Below are 19829 nucleotides of genomic sequence, written 5' to 3' on the forward strand. Positions count from 1 at the left end.
CAAAACTTCAAGGCATTGTTAATGCGTTTTTTATTATTATTGAGCGTGCTGCTGGTTGGTTGTAAAACAACACAGCAAAACGTTGCTGAAATCAGTGAAGTATCGCCGAGCACTATTTATTTTCAGGGCGAAACATCAAAGCAAAATGTTGAAAAGTTCGAACAATTATTAGTAAGTAGCGATCAACAAATCAATACCTTGGTTATTAATAGCCAAGGGGGTGATGTGATGGCGGGTCTACATTTAGGTGGCTTAGTGCATGAGTATCAACTCAATGTTGTAGTACACGAGCTTTGTGCATCGTCTTGCGCCAACTACGTACTTACCGCAAGTCCACATGTTCTCGTTGAAGAACAAGCCGTTATAGGCTGGCATGGGGGCTCATTACAAGCATTATACGTGCCGATGGAGCAATCTCCCGAGGTCGCTAGCTATATTGCAAAATGGCAAACTGCAGAACGACAATTTTTTAAAATCATCAATGTTGAACAAGCGGTTACTATCATAGGTATGATGCCTGGCATTACCGAAAAACGTGATTCAGCTATTTATAGTTACGATGTCCAAACTCTGAAGCGTTTAGGGTTACATATCGAGTTTGCAGGAACGCAAACAGGGATGTCAGCAAGTGGCGAAAAAGTAGCGCAAGTATTCGAGCTTGAGGAGTCTGTACTTAACCACTTTTTGATGCTCAACGATATCGTGTCAGCTGAACTAATTAACTAATAAAAAGCCAACATGACGTTGGCTTTTTTGTATCGCATTTAATCTAACTCTAATTGGGCTTTTTCAACACTTTCCGCGGGTAACTCTTTTTGAACAGAAACCCCCAGCTCTTTGAACTCAGAGGCCTGCTTAATCAAGTTCCCTTTACCACGATACAGCTGAGAAAACGCTTTATCATAGCTTTCTTTGGCGCGGTCTAATTGCTTACCAACCCCTTCCATACTAGTAAGAAAACCATTTAGCTTGTTATAAAAGCGCTCTGCACGGGCAGCAAGCTCTTTTGAGTATTTAGTTTGCTCTTCAAAACGCCACAATTGTTTTACGATGTTCAAGCTAGTCAATAAGGTCGTTGGAGTAGCAACTAAGATATTTTTTTCGATTGCTTGCTGATAAATATCACTCTGGTACTTAAGCGCTTCAACAAATGCAGACTCTATCGGTACAAACATGATCACCACTTCAGGGGAGTTAATACCTGGTAGTCTATCGTAGGCTTTACTTGCTAACTCATTAATACGTGATTGAACAGCCGTTACATGCTCTTTTAGCGCTTGCTGTGCCTCAAGCTCTGAATCGGCATTTACGTAGCGTGTGTAAGCGTTTAACGAGGTTTTAGCATCGATAACTAAATGACGCTGTTGTGGTAAATACACCACCACATCAGGGCGTAGACGACCATCTTCGGTGTTAAACGACACTTCACGTTGATAATCTACACCTGCACGCAGTCCTGCGCTGTCTAATACATTTTCGAGCATTAACTCACCCCAATTCCCTTGGGTTTTCTTTTGACCTTGTAACGCAGTGCTAAGTCTATCAGCTTGTTCAGTAATAGCTTGGCTTTTAGCTTGCAAATGCAATAACTCAGTTTTAAGTGCAGCACGCTGTTTGAGATCTTCAACATGGATCAATTCCATTTTATCGCGAAAGCCTTTTAGCTCACCCTGAACAGGTTTTAATAATTGCTCAATGCTTTCTTGATTTAAGGTTTTAAAACGCTGAGATTTCTCTTCAAGGATTTGGTTAGCAAGATTTTCAAACTCTTTCTTAAGTTGCTCTTTGCTTTCTTTGATTTGACTGAGCTGTTCTTTAAAGTGCAGCTCTTTTTGCTCTACCGTGCTGCGTAAAGTACTTAAATCAATATCACGTTGATTGAGAGTCGCTTTGGTAGCAGCAAGCTCAGCCTCGACTTGACGCCAAAATTGGTTGTATTGCTGTGCTTGTTTTTCTTGTTCTACAAAACGGGTTTTAAAGTGTTGAGATTCATCACGTTGTTCAGCGTAATCTTGCTGCAATTGAGAAAACGAGAGTTGGCTTTCTTGTAATTGCAACTGCGTTTGCTCTAAATGGCTTTGCTGAATTTGATGACTATTTTGCAGTTCAGCTAACTGTTCTTTTAAGCGGCTTTTTTGCAGAGCAAAAATAACACCACTTGCGAGTGCACCTGTAGCAGCACCAAGCACCACACTTTGCCAATTAATCTGTGCAATTAGCTCTGTAATCATATCGAAAACTCAATAACTTAAAGACACATCATCATAACGAAATAGTTCTCAACAGAGTAGGGGGATCAGGCATAAAAAAAGCCAGCTCAAGAAGAGCTGGCTCTAACATTACTAAAATTTAGTAACCAAATGGGAAATCAACATAATGCTTATGTAAACTGCAATTTAACAACAAGCATAATAATAGACGCCCTAAAATTTGATTAGTTCAAAAAAACTTTAAAAAAATTTAATTTTTTATCAGCGCAAGCATTTGCTCTTCATCAAACTGAGTAAAACTCATTGATTTTTCAGTAAATAATGCATCAACAAGCGCTTGCTTGTGCTGCTGCATTTTAAATACTTTTTGTTCAATTGAGTTAGCCATAATCAATTTATAAACAAACACAGGATTAGTTTGGCCAATTCGATAAGCACGATCTGTCGCTTGTTTCTCAACAGCAGGGTTCCACCAAGGGTCAAAATGAATCACGGTATCTGCTTGAGTCAGGTTTAACCCTGTACCACCGGCTTTTAAACTAATTAAGAACACAGATGTATCACCTTGAGTAAACTCTTCGATAACACGATCGCGTTGTCTTGTTTGCCCTGTTAGCATACTAAAGCTGATGCCAAGCTCATTTAATCGCTCCGCAATCACATCAAGTGCCATGGTGAATTGACTAAATATAATCACCTTTCGGCCTTCACTAAGCATGATAGGTAAATGTTTAGAAAGCCATTCAAGCTTAGCGCTGCCTGCTTGAGATGTTGGATCTATCAATTTGGGGTGACAACAAATTTGTCTTAATTTTAATAATGCATCCAGAAAAGCCAGCTTACTTTTTTGCACACCCTGCTGAGCAAATAGATCGACCAATTTCTGCTCTAATGATTCAGTTATACCGGTATAAATTTCTTTTTGTTTAGTTTCAAATTCAAATTCTTTTACTAGCTCTGTCTTCTCTGGTAACTCTTGAGTAACTTGCGCTTTAGTTCGGCGTAAGATAAATGGCATGATCAATGACTTCAATTCGTCAGCGCGTTGTACATCGTTATCACGCTCAATAGGCGTTTGAAAGTAGCTTTTAAAATGTGTTTGCGAACCAAGTAAAGACGGCATAGCAAAGTCGAGCAAGGATTTAAGCTCAAATAGATTATTTTCAATAGGGGTGCCGCTTAAACACAATTTAAAGTCAGCATTAAGGCGCTTAACCAAACGTGAAACTTGAGCTGCATCATTTTTAATATATTGGGCTTCATCTAAAATGATATTTTCAAAATAAAGCGGCGAATAAAAAGCGATGTCGCGCTTAAGCAGTGGGTAAGTCGTTAAAATACAATCAGCTTGCGACAGCTGTTGTAATTGGTCGCTGCGAGCAGCACCGAATACTGTGGTGATTTTTAAGTTGCTAGCAAACTTATTAATTTCGCTTTGCCAATTACCAACAAGGCTTGTTGGGCAAACAATTAATGTAGGGCCTGCTTGTGGAGATTGCTTGGCGTTAGCTAAAAAGGCGATGACTTGTAAGGTTTTACCTAGTCCCATGTCGTCAGCCAAAATACCACCGAGCTGGTGACGTTTTAAAAAGTTGAGCCAGTCGACGCCAAGTTGCTGATACTCTCTTAGCTGCACACCTTTGTTTAAGCCTTGAATATCGGACTTTTTAATTAACTGTTGTGAGTCACTTAACTCAGCTAAATAAGCATCTAGCGCATCGTCAACAATATTCACCTTAATCGCTTTTTGCTCAATAAGCTTTGGCAAAAACGATAGCGGCATTAAGATTTCGTCACGCGTTTTGATATGCTCAAAACGTTCACGATAATCGTTAAGTTGCATCATCGCGACCTTTTCAACTACCGCAAAGCGTTTACCTACAGTAAAATAATAGAAACGCTCACTTTGTCTATTAAGTGACTGATAAATATTATTATCAGTGATAAATAGTTGTTGCGTTTTGACTCCAGAGATCACGATTTTACTAACTATCTGATGTCCTTTACCACGCTCAACTTGCAGTGAAAGCTGTTTTAGAGCTTTGCCGACCTCTAACTCATCATTAATTTTCCAACCACGCTTTAATAAGTTAGGAATAATTTCAAACTTTAGCCAGTGCTCATGAATAACTGATTGTTTATTAAAGATAAACTCAGTTTGTAAAGCCCCTTTACATAATTCAAAACCGAGATTAGTTAATTCATTTACAACGGTATTTTCTAATGACTGGTTGAGTATATCCGCTGGAGCTTGGCTTAAATCATACAAGGAGTTTTGATAATTAAACTGCAATGATAAGTGGATTGTACCCTCGTCATTATTAATACTGATGACTGGGAATACAGTTCGAGCTAGGCTTTTTTTACTTTGCTTAAAAGCATGCGGAATAACCCCTTCACCGAAGTTATCATTGAGTTGCTGATAAACACGGTCAAAGTTCTCAGTGTGAATTGCAGGCATATTTGCGAGTAAAGCTATTTCATCAGCTGTTAATGGAGTACGAATACGACCTACTTTTAGTTTTTCTGGATCAAGGTAGGTCGGAGGTGTTGTTTTTAATAATAACCAATTATCTTGGCCTGCTAGCGTCATACTCAATGAGGTTAAGTCTTTATTTTGTTTCCAATCAAACTCTAGAGCTTGCATGCTATCAGCTTTAATAGCTTGGCGTGAACGACCTAAGAACAAACGTTGCGTGGCGATTAATTGCTGTAGTGCAGCAAACCCCCATTGACCTTTGAGCTCTAATTTACCGAGTGCATTTTGTGAGCGTATCCAACTATATAAACGAAAGTCTGACTCTAGTAAATCAGTAGGAGTTACAAAGCTGTTTAATTGCTGCTCTGTAAGATTTCGACCTAGGGTATAATTATGTTCAGGGTCATAATTAGCAATCTTCGGGGTGATAGTTACTATAGATTTCTCTACATCAAGAACAAATAATAAAACCTGTTTGGCATCTTCGTTGGCAATCTGCTTAAGCGTCTTAAGTTCACTAAACCAATCGTTAATGATGTAGTCTTCACCGTAGTCTCCTGAATGTTCAATTTTGAGCTTAAGTAACACGGCGGCAATATGACGACATTTGGTTTTAGATCCGCAAGTGCAGTGTGAATCGACCGAAAATCCACTTGGTAATTTACTGATCTCAATATGCTGAGTGAAGGTATTTCCTTCGTTACCAAACATCGATGCATCAATAACACTAAAGTCACTGTTATGTTCTAACCAGTTTATTTGACCGTTCTGATGATACTCTTTTGCTTTACTTAACACATGTGGCTTAAACAGCTGTTTAATGAAGCGCTCAGACAGGGGAAACTGAGTTTCTTGCTCTTGTTTTATTTCTTCAAAGATAGCTAATAAGTCATTTTTGGATAAGTTAGCAGACATAACGCTTATGGCAGTAAAAACAAAAAATAATTCTGCCAGTATATGATCTATCGACCCAGAGCTAAAGCACTATTGAGCAATATTGGACTGGTTGGAGCTGATAACTTAGTAAAAAACTGCTTTAAAAGAAAATGAAAGTTGAAAATTGACATTCTGAGCATTTAACAAACAACAATCACACAAGATATAAACAGCTTAATAACAAGGCAGGGGCTTTACAGATCGCTTTTTTACTAAGTAAACAAATTTATGGAGTAAAAAGCCTGTAAAGGGGTTATTAGTTGGTAAAAAACTGATCTGAGAGGCTAATAAGTAGCTATTTTTACATTATTAGATCATTATTTTACTAACAAATGGGAGGTTGGGATCACGCTTTTACTAACAGTAAAAGCGCGATAGATCATTATTTTACTAACTAATTAAAGCTATTTAAAAGTTTAGTTAACTGCTCTAAACGTTTGTCTGTCATCACTTTATTATCGATTTTGACAGATAAATCGCCGCTTTTGATATTGCGCTGTACGCTAACAAACTCACTGTCGATGAGCGCTTCTCGGCGACTTGGCGTTGCAGGCTCAGCAGTTAATAATTTCGTAATTGCCAGAGCACGTTTATCATCACTACTAATTTGCGCTATTTCAGCATCACTACTCACATCATTTACTAACTTAGTGAATAACTGCTCATCACGTTCTTTGGCACTAATTAGCTTTTTGGCCACTTCACGGCCAACATGGTTAGCTGTAGGATAAAGGCTCAAAACTGTTGCAGGGAGATTCTCATAAGCTTTGATAGCATCAGCAATCGCAGTGTGAGATACCCCCTCAATTGCCGCAATCTCACGATAAGAGCCCTTTTTACCCTCAGCAATAAGTTCATCACGGGTTTGTTGATAAGCTTGACCAAGCTCCCACAGACTTGGGGCAATGTATTGGTCTGATGATACAGCAAGGATTTTAGCATCTTGATCTGTAAAATCTTCAGAGCTTAAAACTAAGTAATCAGAGTTACTCAAAATACATGCTTTACGACGACGAGAGCCTGCTAACACAAGCATTTCGTCACCTTTATCCCAACATAGTGCAGGGTGCTGGTTGCGGCCGTCTTCGGCAATTGCGGGAAGGATATCGGCAACTGACTTTTCATTTAGTAATGATTGTACGCGGCGGTTTTTACCATAGACCTTTGTTCTTGCTTCAATTTCTGAGCTAGGAATAACCTTACACACCAGGGTAATTTGGCGAGTAGGATCGCTAGGTGCTGGCATACTAATAACATCGCCAGCCGATGCCTGTTCAAGCAAAGCATCTAAGCTACTACTTTCAATTGAGGTTGAAAAAGGGTCTAAGCTGGTATCATTTTTACGTTTTTTAGCCATTTTTATTCTTTACCTTACTTAGCTGAATTTAGAGACGACTGAGTTGATTGCCAATTCGAGCGGATCAGCATTTCAAGCTCATCTACTACATCTTTGATATTTTCTTGAGCACGAAGTAAAGACTCACGACTAGCTAAGCTGTCAGAGGTTTTTTGATCAAAAATGGTGTTAAAAGATGATGAACTAGCTGTGATAGCAGAACTATGATTAATTGGATAGCTCATTACTTGGCGACCAAATGCACTACGAACATCTTTAACAATATCTCGTTGTGAGTGGTTACCCTTAACATAGTTAGTTACCAAGAATTGCATAAAATCCCAACCTTGGTGACCAAGTGCTGCAACTGTATGGTAAATCTCACCTAATCGTTTTAAGTATTTATTGTTTGCATCAAAGTCGACAGCTTCAGGATGAACCGGAATAAGCATCGCAGTTGAAGCCATTAATGCATTATAAAACATAAAGTTAAGGGATGGAGCTGTATCAATTAGAATAATGTCAAATTGGTCTTTTACTGGCTCGATAACTTTTTCTAGCAGCTTATGATAGTGACGTGTTTTATCGTAACTAGAGCTATCTTTTAATAAAGTTGCTGTTTCATGCTCAAAGTAAAAGTCATCCATACCTGAAGGTAAAATACGAATATTAGGAATGTGGGTAGGTAAAAAAGAATTACCTACTAGCTCATGCCAAGTTTCATTTTCTTCAAGCTCGATACAATCACGCATCAAGTCACCCACAGTGATCGGGTCTGGCTCACTTGGTGGGAAGAAACTTGACGAAGAGCCTTGTGGATCAAGATCAATAATACCGATTCGATAGCGTTTAATGTTGGTAGTAGCAAGTGCAGCGGCAATATTTACCATGCTTGTTGTTTTACCACAGCCACCTTTTAATGAATTGATAACGATAACTTGTAATTTATCGTCATCTGTACGGTGATCAGGCTTAATATCCATGATATCGGCCATAGCAAAAATATTTACTAAGGTATATGCATAGTGACCATTTGCACCACGTTTAATGTTAAGTTCATCAAAGTCACCATTATCATGGCGTCGTTTTAAGGTACGATTATTACAGCCTAATAAATCAGCTGCTGCTTTTTGGGTATAAGTTCGAAGTTCTTTTTCTTCAGACTTTAGATGAGCACGATAATGTTGAATACGTCCTTCTAGCGATTTTTCAGCAACTTCTGCTGTCGCTTTTAGTAACCTATAAGTGGCTAGCGCATTATTATTGATAGACATACTTTCTTCCTCAAAGTTATGCTTTAAGTATAATGTCCATTCAAATTGCTGTAAACAAGTATTTAAGACGACATACCTTTTATTTATAAGACATTTAATAAAAAATTGTAACTTTCTTGAAGCTAAGTATAAATAAATAAGATTAATATCGGTTAAATATATAGGTATATAAGGTTAAGATGCTAAAATATAGAAATATCTAACTGATTTTATTGAATATTTAGTAAAAAGCCAGATCATACTTTTACTTGGTAAAGATCAGATCTCTTATTACTCACAGATCAGCCTAATACTAAGCAAAAAATGAGCATTTGAGTTATGCACAGCTTAGTCACGAGTTTATTCACAAAACCATCGGTATAGATCAATTTTTTACTAACCAAATTATAAAGTTATGCACTGACAAGCTAATCAAATCAAGCAATAAGTTAGTATGGATCTGATCTATAGTTGGTACAGATCAGATCTATGCTAACTTGAAGTCGCTTTATCCACATGGTGTTTTGAAAATGGGATTTATGTCGTGTTAATTTGCTATAAAAAGGCGTTTTGCAGGACATAATTTGAACTGAGTTAGTAAAATCACGACCTATGAACTATAACTTAGTAAAAATCTGATCTGAAAATTAGCTAGTAAGAATTAGTTGGTATAAATCTGATCCAAAGAAATAAATTATGATCGGATCAAGTTTATACTAACTTAAACATTTAACTTTTGAAGTTTTATGTGTTGTTATTAACTGTCGAAGAAAAATTGGAAATAAGAACAATGAGCCGAAAGGTCAACATCTCGGTAGATAACTTACCCGATACTTTACGCGGGCAGATCCACGGGGTGGAAAGTGCGATTGATAATGAAAGTCTTGCACTATTTACAGACAATAAAGATGTGCGCGTTTCAATTGAAAATGCAGCACATGGTTTGAGAGCTTACTCGAATACTTTTAATCATTATGATTTATGGGGACGTTTTGTTCGTTCTGGTCATAAGAAGCTTCCTGTTGAAGAAGCACCAAAGAAAACAATTGTTACTCGAAAAATTTCTGAAAAAGTAGATGGCATTCTTTATGATGGCGAAATTAAAATAACACCTGCAGTGGTAAGTACACGTAAAGATGGTGAAGATGTAGAATACCTTGTTTGGCCATCTGATCGTGAAGAAAAGGTGGAACGAGCCTTAATTCGATTAGCCTCAAAAGGTAAGATTGTAAAAATTAATTTTAAATCGGGAATTCAATACGCGGTTGTTTTTTCGATGAATGAATTAGCGCAAGAATTAAAAGCGGTTGGTCAATCGATGCCGTATCCACAAATTAAAGAATCATTAGAGGCATTACAAGGTTCTAAACTTTCTTTTAAATATTCAGCGACAGATACCCGTAACTCAGATATTGATGATTCATTTTACGAATCGAACATGAACTTTTTGTCATCACTTCATTTTAGTGGCAAAAAAGGTCAGGGTGGTAACGTGAAATGTGTGGCATGTTTGAACGCATTTGTTCATAACATGATCGACAACCTTGAATATAAAGGCTACTACTTCAATAGTGCTCAAGAATTAAAACGTGGTTTATCTCGTTGGATGATGCTTCGTTTATATCATTTATGGCGCTACGCTGCTCCGGGTAAAACTTACCATTTCCGCCTTTTATCTATCATGGAAAAGTACGGCTCAATTTATTCAACCGACGAAATTACCGAGAATAAATTAAAAGCATTACGTCGTGATATGACAACTACAATGAAAGACTTAATTGAGAAAGGTGCAATTTCTGAATATAACATTACCAATGTTAAAGATGACAAAACCGGTAATATTATTGATTACACTTACGAGATGCATCCGTCTGATCAATTTTGCGATGAGATTCTTACGCTTAATAAGCATAATAAACGAATCGAAATTCAAGGTGGTAAACGTATTGTCGAGAATGCAGTTTTAATCGATGAAGATAAAATTGAAGAAATAGTAGAAGATTAATTTCATTAATAATACATACTATGAAAAAAGGCCACGCATGTGGCCTTTTTAACATAATCAATCTGTTACTTGTTCTAAGTAAAGTCTATCTACTAAGAAATCATATTCTCTTTTCCGAGGATGACTCTCCGGTTTTTGGTAATCTGATAATGTACCAAGTTTTACATCTGGTTCTGGGTTTATCAAAATAAATGGGAGAGCTGCACTAACATGATATCGGTTTTGCGCTGTGTATCTTACATTTACTTGTGGACTTACTCTTGTAGGCCTGCGAATTCGTAATTTTTCTTTATCACCCAAACTTGCAACACGACTTTGTTCTTGTGCTACAAGTGCTTGCCAAGAATGTTGGTCGATCATTCTTGGATTTGAATAACCTGCCGACTTTTCTAACATAGCTAACGCCATTTTTTTTGTAAGCGTTTTTGTTGCATGTTTGTGCATCCAGGTAAAACGAACAGAGTAGGGGGACTCAGTTTCAAAATGAATTTTACGATAAGCAGCTAAAGTAATAAGGTTTGGCACTGCGTTGTGAACAGCTTCAAAGCGTGCATCATTATTATCAATTGCTAACACACAGTTTTTAAAATCGGATTTAGCTTTATTTAACTGATTTATTCGTGCGGTAATAAACTGCTTATCGACATCTTTTAGTACTAACAACCCAGGATGCCTTTTTAATACACGGCTACTTAACCCCGTTTTCTTGTAAAAGTCCCCAAAAGAATTAAGAATTTGCTTTTGAGCTTCCTCTCCCTCAAATTTATTAACAGGGATATTAGAAGGAACTTGTTTTTCATCGTTAATATTTATATCTGGCAACTGATAATATGACGCTTTATAAAACCCCATCTGTTTTAATTCTTCACAAAATAAATGGGTTAGCTCACTTACCAAATCAAACTGACTGCGAATTTCTAGCTTTGTACTCATAAGAACACATCTTACATACTCATGTTTCAAGTTTAACCTTTTCTTTTGATAATTTGAAGTTTCCATTATGTATATTGCTGACCTAACTATAATCACGAATAAAGTATGATGTGTTCTTTATTGTATTCCATAGCACGCTTTTATTATTTTTCAATATAGTGCTAGAAAAGTGTATTTGTCTAGCGTAAAGCTGAGGTTACATAGATAGTAACTTATGGTAAGATGTGTTCTTCCTTTGTTGTAAAGAGTAAACGCATAAGAATAGTGATAACTATCTGTTTTAAATGGTTTAAACTCTTCGGTTTTAATCATTAATACTTAAAGAATTTATTAAATAACTAAATAATTACAAATACCTGAATATTGTCCTTGAACTTACTACGTGCAATAAGTTAGTTTTCGTTAACGGTCTATGTTAGGAATGAGGAAAGAACATGCAATCGTGGAACCCAGACAGCTGGAGAAAACTGCCGATACTTCAGCAGCCAGAGTACCCAGATCAAGAAGCCCTTAAATCAGTTGAGGGACAATTAAAAAGCGCACCACCTTTAGTATTTGCTGAAGAGACGCGTAGCTTATACAAACAACTAGAAGCTGTATGTGAAGGCAGAGCTTTCTTATTACAAGGTGGTGATTGTGCAGAGTCATTTAGTGACTTTAATGCTGCAAACATTCGCGATACATTTAAAACACTTTTACAGATGGCCGTTGTTTTAACTTATGGTGGTAAGTGCCCTGTAGTTAAGATCGCCCGTATGGCTGGTCAGTATGCTAAACCACGTTCGTCAGATTACGAGACAATTGATGGTGTGTCATTACCTTCGTACCGTGGTGATATCATCAATAATTTTGAATTCACAGAGCAAGCTCGAGTACCAGATCCACAGCGTTTAATGACGGCATATCATCACAGTGCAGCAACGTTAAATCTATTACGCGCATTTGCTCAAGGTGGCTTAGCGGATTTACACCAAGTAAACCGTTGGAACATGGGTTTTGTTGCAGCAAACCCACTTAAAGAGAAGTACCAACAGTTAGCGGATAGAATTCAAGATGCACTTGAGTTTATGGAAGTGTGTGGTATTGACTCAACTGTTGCTCCAAGCCTAAAAGAAACTGACTTATTTACATCACACGAAGCCTTATTACTAGGTTACGAAGAGGCACTTACACGCCGTGACCACTTATCAGGTGACTGGTACGATTGTTCTGCACACTTTGTTTGGATTGGTGAGCGTACTCGACAATTAGACCACGCGCATATCGAATTCTTTAAAGGTATTAAAAACCCAATAGGCGTAAAAGTTGGCCCGGGTATGGACCCAGATGAACTTATCAAGCTTATTGATGCAGTTAACCCAGATAACATCCCTGGTCGCTTAACTTTAATCACACGAATGGGTGCTGATGTTCTTCCAGAAAAGTTACCGGCTCTCGTCCGTAAAGTACAACAAGAAGGCCGTAAAGTTATTTGGAGTTCCGATCCAATGCATGGCAATACAGAAAAAGCGAGTTCAGGTTATAAGACACGTAGCTTTAATAATATTCTTCGTGAAATCAGCCAGTTCTTTGCAGTTCACAAGGCCGAGGGTTCTTACCCAGGTGGTGTTCACCTTGAGATGACAGGCCAACATGTAACAGAGTGTACTGGTGGTGCGTATGGATTATCAGATGAAGATTTAGCTCAACGTTACCGTACACAGTGCGACCCACGTTTAAATGCGGATCAAGTATTAGAACTTGGTTTCTTAGTTGCTGATTTATTAAAAGACGCACGTAAGTAACATCCTAAGTTAACCAAAAAGGCTGCAACGTGCAGCCTTTTTAATGTCCGATACTAAATTAAGTTAGTACTTACGTCTTTCAAGACCTGTATCAGATATAATTTTCGCAGATATTTCTTCAACTGAATGATGTGTTGAATTGAGATATTGAATCTTCTGTTTTTTATAAAGCATTTCTACTTCACGTACTTCAATACGACACTGTTTTAAAGACGCATATTTTGAATTCGCCATACGACGCTGTCGAATATCCGCAAGGCGAACAGGGTCAATAGTTAAACCAAATAGTTTATGTTTGTAAGCCTTTAAACATTCAGGCAAAGCGCCTCTTTCTAAATCATCTTCTGTAAGAGGGTAGTTAGCCGCTTTAATACCATATTGCAATGCTAGGTATAAGCTAGTCGGTGTTTTACCACTTCTGCTTACACCTACTAAAATAATATCTGCTTCTGAGTAGTTTTTAATATTAGCACCATCATCATTAGTCAACGCATAGTTAACTGCGTCAATGCGAAAATCATAACTTTTCTCGTGCATTGAATGAGTTCTATGTACTTTTGGTACAGGTGCAACTTCTAATTCTTGAGAAATTTTATCGCTATATTGTGATAAAAAGTCATAGCAAACCGCACAAGAAGATTTAATTATCTCACTTAGCTCATGATTAACAAAAGTAAAAAATACTAATGGCTGTTCGCCATCACGCTGTGCGGTTGAATTGATCAAGTTCTTAACTTCATTCGCTTTTTTTTCAGTTTCAACGAAAGGAATTGTTTTGTGATTAAAATCCACAGGAAACATTGATAAGGTCGCATGACCAAATACTTCAGAAGTGATTGCTGTTCCATCAGAAATATAAAATGCAGTTCTCATATTTAACCTTTTTATTACCTTTATCTGCAAAATAGGGGCTTCACGGTTTACGTGAGGTCTGTTGCCAGTGTAGAATGACTACGACCTTTTTAGAAGGTTTTCTTTCTTAACTCTCACAGTTAGTACTACAATTTGTTTATGGAGAAAGATCCGTGCAAGAATACGTTCTCTGGTATCAAGAGCTTGGTATGCAAGATGTTCCACGTGTTGGCGGTAAAAACGCTTCACTGGGTGAAATGATCTCAAACCTAGCTAACGCTGGTGTTCAAGTGCCAGGTGGTTTCGCTACAACCGCTGATGCATTCAACGAGTTTCTAGAGCAATCTGGGTTAAACTCAAAAATCCACGACATTTTAGACACATTGGATGTGGATGATGTAAATACACTCGCTAAAGTCGGTGCCGAAATCCGCCAATGGATTATTGATACACCATTCCAACCTAACCTAGACCAAGCCATCCGCGACGCATATAGCAAATTACATGGCGACGCATCACAAGATGTTTCATTTGCAGTTCGCTCATCTGCTACAGCAGAAGACATGCCAGACGCTTCATTCGCAGGACAACAAGAAACGTTTTTAAACGTACGTGGTATTGATGCAGTAATGACTGCCATCAAACACGTGTTTGCCTCACTATTTAATGACCGCGCTATTTCTTACCGTGTACACCAAGGTTATGATCACCGTGGTGTTGCATTATCAGCGGGTATCCAACGCATGGTTCGTTCAGATAAAGCAGCTTCAGGTGTTATGTTCAGTATTGATACTGAATCTGGCTTTGAAGATGTTGTATTTGTAACTTCAAGCTATGGTCTTGGTGAAATGGTTGTACAGGGTGCTGTAAACCCAGATGAATTTTATGTTCACAAACCAACACTTGCTAACGGTAAACCTGCTGTAGTTCGCCGTAATATTGGTTCAAAAGCAATTCAAATGATTTACTCTGCGGATGAATCACACGGTAAGCAAGTTGAAATTGTTGATGTAGATTCTTCGCTTTCAAACAAATTCTCAATCACAGATGCTGAAGTTCAAGAACTTGCAAAGCAAGCTGTGATCATTGAAAAACACTACGGTCGTCCAATGGACATCGAGTGGGCAAAAGACGGTAACGACGGTAAACTTTACATCGTTCAAGCGCGTCCAGAAACAGTTCGTTCAAACGAAGACGCTAACGTAATGGAGCGTTTCCAATTAAATGGTACAAGCACAGTTGTTGCTGAAGGCCGTGCAATTGGCCATAAAATTGGTTCAGGTACAGTTCGCGTACTAGATTCAATTGACGAAATGGACAAAGTACAACAAGGTGACATTCTAGTTACTGACATGACTGACCCAGACTGGGAGCCAATCATGAAACGTGCCGCTGCGATTGTTACAAACCGTGGTGGCCGTACTTGCCACGCAGCGATCATTGCTCGTGAATTAGGTATTCCTGCTGTTGTTGGTTGTGGTAATGCAACTGATTTAATTAAAGCAGGCCAAGATGTAACAGTATCGTGTGCCGAAGGTGATACAGGTTACATCTACGAAGGTATTTTAGATTACGAAGTACTTACTTCACGCGTTGATGAAATGCCAGAATTGCCAATGAAAGTTATGATGAACGTGGGTAACCCTGATCGTGCATTTGACTTTGCACGTTTACCGCATGCTGGTGTTGGTCTTGCTCGTGTTGAATTCGTAATCAACCGTATGATTGGTGTTCATCCTAAAGCGCTTCTTAATTTTGATGCGCAATCTGATGAGCTTAAAGCTGAAATTTCAGAAATGATGGCTGGTTATGAATCGCCAGTTGAATTCTATATTTCTAAGCTTGTTGAAGGTATTGCAACACTAGGTTGTGCGTTTGCACCAGAGCGTGTAATTGTTCGTATGTCTGACTTCAAGTCAAACGAATATGCGAACCTTGTTGGCGGCCAGCAATATGAGCCGGAAGAAGAAAACCCAATGATTGGTTTCCGTGGTGCAGCACGTTATATCTCTGAAGATTTCCGTGACTGTTTCGCGCTAGAGTGTGAAGCGATTAAACGTGTTCGTAACGAAATGGGTATGACTAATATCGAAATCATGATCCCATTTGTTCGTACACTTGAAGAAGGTAAACGCGTTATTGAACTACTTGAAGAACATGGCCTTAAACGTGGCGAAAATGGTCTTAAAGTAATCATGATGTGTGAATTACCATCAAACGCTTTACTAGCAGATGAGTTCTTAGAGTATTTCGATGGTTTCTCTATCGGTTCAAACGATTTAACTCAGTTAACATTAGGTCTTGACCGTGATTCTGGTTTAATTGCACATCTATTTGATGAGCGTAACCCTGCAATCAAGAAACTATTATCAATGGCAATTCAAACTGCTAAAGCAAAAGGCAAATACGTAGGTATATGTGGTCAAGGTCCTTCAGATCATGAAGATTTTGCAGCTTGGTTAGTTGAGCAGGGTATTGATTCTGTTTCTCTAAACCCTGATACAGTATTAGAAACTTGGTTATATCTTGCTAAGAAATTAGCAGACTAAGTACTTTATTTATCTAAAATAAAGATTCTAATATAAAAAATGCCAGCATTTAGCTGGCATTTTTGTTACTCAATTAGAAATCAGCGAGCAAGTTTTTTATCTATATAAGCACATGACTTAGTAAGTGCCTTTTGGCACAAGGCTAAATAATCACGCGCTTTAGGATAATAAAAAGATAAACAGAAAAGTCCGGCAATAAAAAAGATCAGCGACGGTCCGGGAATAATAACAAAAACTAATCCCAATAACATGCATAAAGCACCTAAACTGATTAATGCAATTTTTTTCATCTGTCTATCTCATTTGCTGCTTTATTACACAGTATAAAAGCATTACTCCCGAAATCGATAAAAAGAGTGTTACAAACTGTAAAATCTTCAATTTATCTTAGCTATTAGCATGATATAATTTGCAAAATGCCTTAATTTATCACCGTCATGATAGCAACAATAAGCCAACAACAAGCTGCCACAGAACTCGTATCTAATTACTTAGAAACAATTAAAAAACAAGGTTTTAGTGGTGATACCGATGCAAGCTTTTCTACACGTTTAAGTTTATCGACCGATAACAGCGTTTATCAACAAGTACCTCAAGGTGTCATCTTTCCAAAGTCAGCAAAAGACATACAACTTGCTATGCAAATTGCGTCACGTGATCCGTTTTTATCACTGACTTTTGGTCCACGTGGTGGTGGCACGGGTACTAATGGCCAATCGCTAACGCCAGGAATAGTTGTTGATTTATCTCGCTATATGCGTGAAATATTAGAAATCAATGTCGAAGAAAACTGGGTGCGCGTTCAAACTGGTGTAATAAAAGACCAATTAAATGACTTTTTACGTCCTTACGGTTTTTTCTTTGCACCTGATCTGTCAACTAGTAACCGAGCAACAATTGGTGGAATGATAAATACAGACGCCTCAGGTCAAGGCTCTTTAGTTTATGGCAAAACAAGTGATCATGTTTTAGGCCTTACTACTTATCTTGTTGATGGCACAGAAATGTCTACAACACCTATGAGCGTTGAAAAAGCAAAAATAATTGCTGAACAAAACACAACCATAGGTAAATTATATAAAACAGTTATCGATATTGGTCTTGAGAACCGTGATGCTATTTTAGAAAAGTTCCCGCGTTTAAACCGCTTTCTTACCGGCTACGATTTAGAACATATTTTTTCTGATGATTTACAAACCTTTGATATGAGCCGATTAATTACTGGCTCTGAAGGATCATTAGGTATTGTAACTGAAGCAAAACTAAACATTACACCAATTGCAGAATTTAAGACTTTAATTAACATTAAATATGATAGCTTTCATTCTGCTCTGCGTCATTCACCATTCTTAGTTGCAGCAAATGCAACTTCTGTAGAAACTGTCGACAGTAAAGTACTTAACCTTGCTCGTGAGGATATTATTTGGCACTCAGTATCGGACTTAATAACCGATGTTGAAAACAGAGAAATGCAAGGACTCAACATGGTTGAGTTTAATGCTGTTTCACCTGAAGATATTAAAGATAAAGTAGATACTCTTTGCAAGTTACTTGATGAATGTGTTGAAAAACAAACTAATGGGGTGATCGGTTATCAGTTAACGAATGACAAAGCTGATATTTTAAAAATTTATGCAATGCGCAAAAAATCAGTAGGCCTTTTAGGTAATGTAAAAGGCAGTCAAAAACCGTTAGCTTTTGCTGAAGATACTGCGGTTCCACCAGAAAACTTAGCAGATTTTATAGTCGAGTTTCGTGAACTTCTCGATAAACACAACCTACAATATGGGATGTTCGGCCATGTTGATGCTGGCGTATTACATGTTCGACCAGCTCTTGATATGTGCGACCCTGAACAAGAAAAATTACTTCGACAGATTTCAGATGAAGTCGTTAAACTTACTGCCAAATATGGGGGCTTAATGTGGGGTGAGCATGGCAAAGGGTATCGTAGTGAATATGGCCCTGAATTTTTTGGCGAACATTTATTTACACAATTAAGAAAAATAAAAGCGGCATTTGATCCAAATAATAGAGTAAATCCAGGTAAAATCTGTACTCCACTTGAATGTAAAGACTCACTAGTTTCAGTTGATGATCAAAAGCGAGCTTGGTTCGACAAAGAAATTTCTATCGATGTTAAAACAGAATTTAATAACGCTATGACCTGTAACGGTAATGGCCTGTGTTTTAACTATGATGAAAAATCACCAATGTGCCCATCTTATAAAGTTACTGGTGACCGCCGTTATTCACCAAAAGGGCGCGCAAGTTTAATGCGTGAATGGCTACGACTTCAAGAGTCAGAAAATATTGATTTGCTCAATGTTGAAAAAGAATTGATCAATGGCGAAGTCATCACTTGGTGGGAGCGCTATCAACATAGTCGTGATAAGAAAAAGGGCGTTTATGATTTCTCTCACGAGGTAAAAGAATCTATGGATGAATGTTTAGCTTGTAAAGCATGTACCACTGCATGCCCAATCAAAGTGGATGTTCCAACATTTCGTTCAAGGTTTTTAAATTTCTATCACAGTTATTATGCACGACCAGCTAAGGATTACTTAGTTGCGGGTATCGAGCAAACTGCACCTGTTATGGCAAAATTTGCTAAAGTTGTTAACCCAATAGTAAACACTAAACTTGTTTCTGGGTTAATCAAAAATACGATTGGTTATGTTGATACGCCCAGTTTAAGCGTCCCGCAACTTTCAAAACGTGTTTCAAAAAAGCAGCATTTCAATTTTGAATTACTTAATTCGCTTTCAAAAGAAGAGCAAGCCGAATATGTACTGATAGTACAAGATCCATTTACTAGTTTTTATGAAGCCGAATTAGTCGAAAGCTTTATTAAAGTAATTAAAGCGTTAGGCAAAAAACCAATGCTATTACCTTTTAAACCAAATGGTAAAGCACAGCATGTGAAAGGGTTTTTAAATGAATTTAGAACAACAGCAAAAAATGCTGCTGAGTTTTTAAATTCACTGAGTGAAATCAATGCACCATTAGTTGGACTCGATGCTTCTTTGGTTATGTGTTACCGAGATGAATATGTATCAATCTTAAAAGAAGACCGTGGTGATTTTAAAGTTGAACTTGCCCATGAATGGCTTCAAACGCAAAACTTCAAACAAGTTTCACTTACCACTAATATGACTTCGCCATTTAAGCTGTTAAGTCATTGTACTGAAACAACAGCAATGCCAAATGCGTCTAAAGTTTGGCAAACTATTTTTGCTGACCTGAATTTACAATTAGACACAACAAGTACTGGTTGTTGCGGAATGGCAGGAACCTATGGCCACGAAAAACAGAACCAAGAAAATTCACGCGCACTTTATGAAATGAGTTGGCAACCAATTGTTGCCGACAATGAACCTGAAACAATTTTAGCAACAGGGTTCTCATGTCGCAGCCAAGTAAAGCGCTATGAAAAATTCAAACCAAAACACCCATTACAATTAATTGCTGAGCTACTTTAAAAATTAAAGT

Annotated in this window: 12 protein-coding genes; 5 read left to right on the forward strand and 7 right to left on the reverse strand. The window is 37.8% G+C overall.

Annotation, left to right across the window (positions count from 1 at the left end):
- Nucleotides 1–21 precede the first annotated feature (21 nt).
- On the forward strand, nucleotides 22–726 hold the full coding sequence (locus J3455_RS00530; RefSeq protein WP_349560742.1) for a hypothetical protein: 705 nt from the start codon (nucleotides 22–24) through the stop codon (nucleotides 724–726).
- A gap of 38 nt (nucleotides 727–764) precedes the next feature.
- Here J3455_RS00530 and J3455_RS00535 read toward each other — a convergent pair whose 3' ends face one another.
- The 4 genes from J3455_RS00535 to J3455_RS00550 all read right to left on the reverse strand — a co-directional run bounded on the left by J3455_RS00535 (nucleotide 765) and on the right by J3455_RS00550 (nucleotide 8235).
- Nucleotides 765–2231, reverse strand: coding sequence for a DNA recombination protein RmuC (locus tag J3455_RS00535; protein WP_167657303.1), 1467 nt, complete (start codon nucleotides 2229–2231; stop codon nucleotides 765–767).
- Between the two features lie 229 nt (nucleotides 2232–2460).
- The gene (locus tag J3455_RS00540) at nucleotides 2461–5604 is read right to left on the reverse strand and encodes a DEAD/DEAH box helicase (RefSeq protein WP_349560743.1); all 3144 of its coding nucleotides are present in this window, start codon (nucleotides 5602–5604) and stop codon (nucleotides 2461–2463) included.
- 415 nt (nucleotides 5605–6019) lie between these two features.
- Nucleotides 6020–6982: a transcriptional regulator gene (locus J3455_RS00545; protein ID WP_167657301.1), complete on the reverse strand. Its 963-nt coding sequence runs from the start codon at nucleotides 6980–6982 to the stop codon at nucleotides 6020–6022.
- Nucleotides 6983–6996: 14 nt separating this feature from the next.
- Nucleotides 6997–8235, reverse strand: coding sequence for an AAA family ATPase (locus J3455_RS00550; RefSeq protein ID WP_294090664.1), 1239 nt, complete (start codon nucleotides 8233–8235; stop codon nucleotides 6997–6999).
- 769 nt (nucleotides 8236–9004) lie between these two features.
- On the opposite strand from J3455_RS00550, the gene J3455_RS00555 reads away from it, so the two are divergent.
- Complete coding sequence (locus tag J3455_RS00555; RefSeq protein ID WP_054563104.1) at nucleotides 9005–10219, forward strand: hypothetical protein; 1215 nt, start codon at nucleotides 9005–9007, stop codon at nucleotides 10217–10219.
- A gap of 57 nt (nucleotides 10220–10276) precedes the next feature.
- Here the strand turns inward: J3455_RS00555 and J3455_RS00560 are convergent, their stop codons facing one another.
- Nucleotides 10277–11152, reverse strand: a complete 876-nt coding sequence (locus J3455_RS00560; RefSeq protein ID WP_130052366.1) for a DNA replication terminus site-binding protein — start codon at nucleotides 11150–11152, stop codon at nucleotides 10277–10279.
- A gap of 434 nt (nucleotides 11153–11586) precedes the next feature.
- On the opposite strand from J3455_RS00560, the gene J3455_RS00565 reads away from it, so the two are divergent.
- Nucleotides 11587–12936: a class II 3-deoxy-7-phosphoheptulonate synthase gene (locus J3455_RS00565; RefSeq protein WP_054563102.1), complete on the forward strand. Its 1350-nt coding sequence runs from the start codon at nucleotides 11587–11589 to the stop codon at nucleotides 12934–12936.
- 63 nt (nucleotides 12937–12999) lie between these two features.
- On the opposite strand, the gene ppsR is transcribed toward J3455_RS00565, so the two are convergent.
- Nucleotides 13000–13809 carry a posphoenolpyruvate synthetase regulatory kinase/phosphorylase PpsR gene (gene ppsR, locus J3455_RS00570; RefSeq protein WP_349560745.1) on the reverse strand — a complete coding sequence of 270 codons (810 nt, stop codon included), beginning with the start codon at nucleotides 13807–13809 and terminating at the stop codon, nucleotides 13000–13002.
- Nucleotides 13810–13961: 152 nt separating this feature from the next.
- Between ppsR and ppsA the strand changes: the two genes are divergently transcribed.
- Nucleotides 13962–16337: a phosphoenolpyruvate synthase gene (gene ppsA / locus J3455_RS00575; protein WP_349560746.1), complete on the forward strand. Its 2376-nt coding sequence runs from the start codon at nucleotides 13962–13964 to the stop codon at nucleotides 16335–16337.
- Between the two features lie 80 nt (nucleotides 16338–16417).
- Here the strand turns inward: ppsA and J3455_RS00580 are convergent, their stop codons facing one another.
- The gene (locus tag J3455_RS00580) at nucleotides 16418–16627 is read right to left on the reverse strand and encodes a PGPGW domain-containing protein (protein WP_130052369.1); all 210 of its coding nucleotides are present in this window, start codon (nucleotides 16625–16627) and stop codon (nucleotides 16418–16420) included.
- A 147-nt stretch (nucleotides 16628–16774) separates the two neighbouring features.
- Here J3455_RS00580 and ydiJ point away from each other — a divergent pair, with 147 nt between their 5' ends.
- Nucleotides 16775–19819 (forward strand): D-2-hydroxyglutarate dehydrogenase YdiJ, encoded by a 3045-nt coding sequence (gene ydiJ / locus J3455_RS00585; RefSeq protein ID WP_349560747.1) that lies wholly within the window; start codon nucleotides 16775–16777, stop codon nucleotides 19817–19819.
- Nucleotides 19820–19829: the final 10 nt, after the last annotated feature.

The organism is Pseudoalteromonas sp. NFXS39, assembly GCF_040148775.1.
In the GTDB taxonomy this organism is placed as follows: domain Bacteria; phylum Pseudomonadota; class Gammaproteobacteria; order Enterobacterales; family Alteromonadaceae; genus Pseudoalteromonas; species Pseudoalteromonas apostichopi.

What these genes read in the sequence shown, in the direction of transcription:
- J3455_RS00530 (WP_349560742.1), top strand. Translation starts at nt 22, where the DNA reads ATGCGTTTTTTATTATTATTGAGCGTGCTGCTGGTTGGTTGTAAAACA.
- J3455_RS00535 (WP_167657303.1), bottom strand. Translation starts at nt 2,231, where the DNA reads ATGATTACAGAGCTAATTGCACAGATTAATTGGCAAAGTGTGGTGCTT.
- J3455_RS00540 (WP_349560743.1), bottom strand. Translation starts at nt 5,604, where the DNA reads ATGTCTGCTAACTTATCCAAAAATGACTTATTAGCTATCTTTGAAGAA.
- J3455_RS00545 (WP_167657301.1), bottom strand. Translation starts at nt 6,982, where the DNA reads ATGGCTAAAAAACGTAAAAATGATACCAGCTTAGACCCTTTTTCAACC.
- J3455_RS00550 (WP_294090664.1), bottom strand. Translation starts at nt 8,235, where the DNA reads ATGTCTATCAATAATAATGCGCTAGCCACTTATAGGTTACTAAAAGCG.
- J3455_RS00555 (WP_054563104.1), top strand. Translation starts at nt 9,005, where the DNA reads ATGAGCCGAAAGGTCAACATCTCGGTAGATAACTTACCCGATACTTTA.
- J3455_RS00560 (WP_130052366.1), bottom strand. Translation starts at nt 11,152, where the DNA reads ATGAGTACAAAGCTAGAAATTCGCAGTCAGTTTGATTTGGTAAGTGAG.
- J3455_RS00565 (WP_054563102.1), top strand. Translation starts at nt 11,587, where the DNA reads ATGCAATCGTGGAACCCAGACAGCTGGAGAAAACTGCCGATACTTCAG.
- ppsR (WP_349560745.1), bottom strand. Translation starts at nt 13,809, where the DNA reads ATGAGAACTGCATTTTATATTTCTGATGGAACAGCAATCACTTCTGAA.
- J3455_RS00580 (WP_130052369.1), bottom strand. Translation starts at nt 16,627, where the DNA reads ATGAAAAAAATTGCATTAATCAGTTTAGGTGCTTTATGCATGTTATTG.
- ydiJ (WP_349560747.1), top strand. Translation starts at nt 16,775, where the DNA reads ATGATAGCAACAATAAGCCAACAACAAGCTGCCACAGAACTCGTATCT.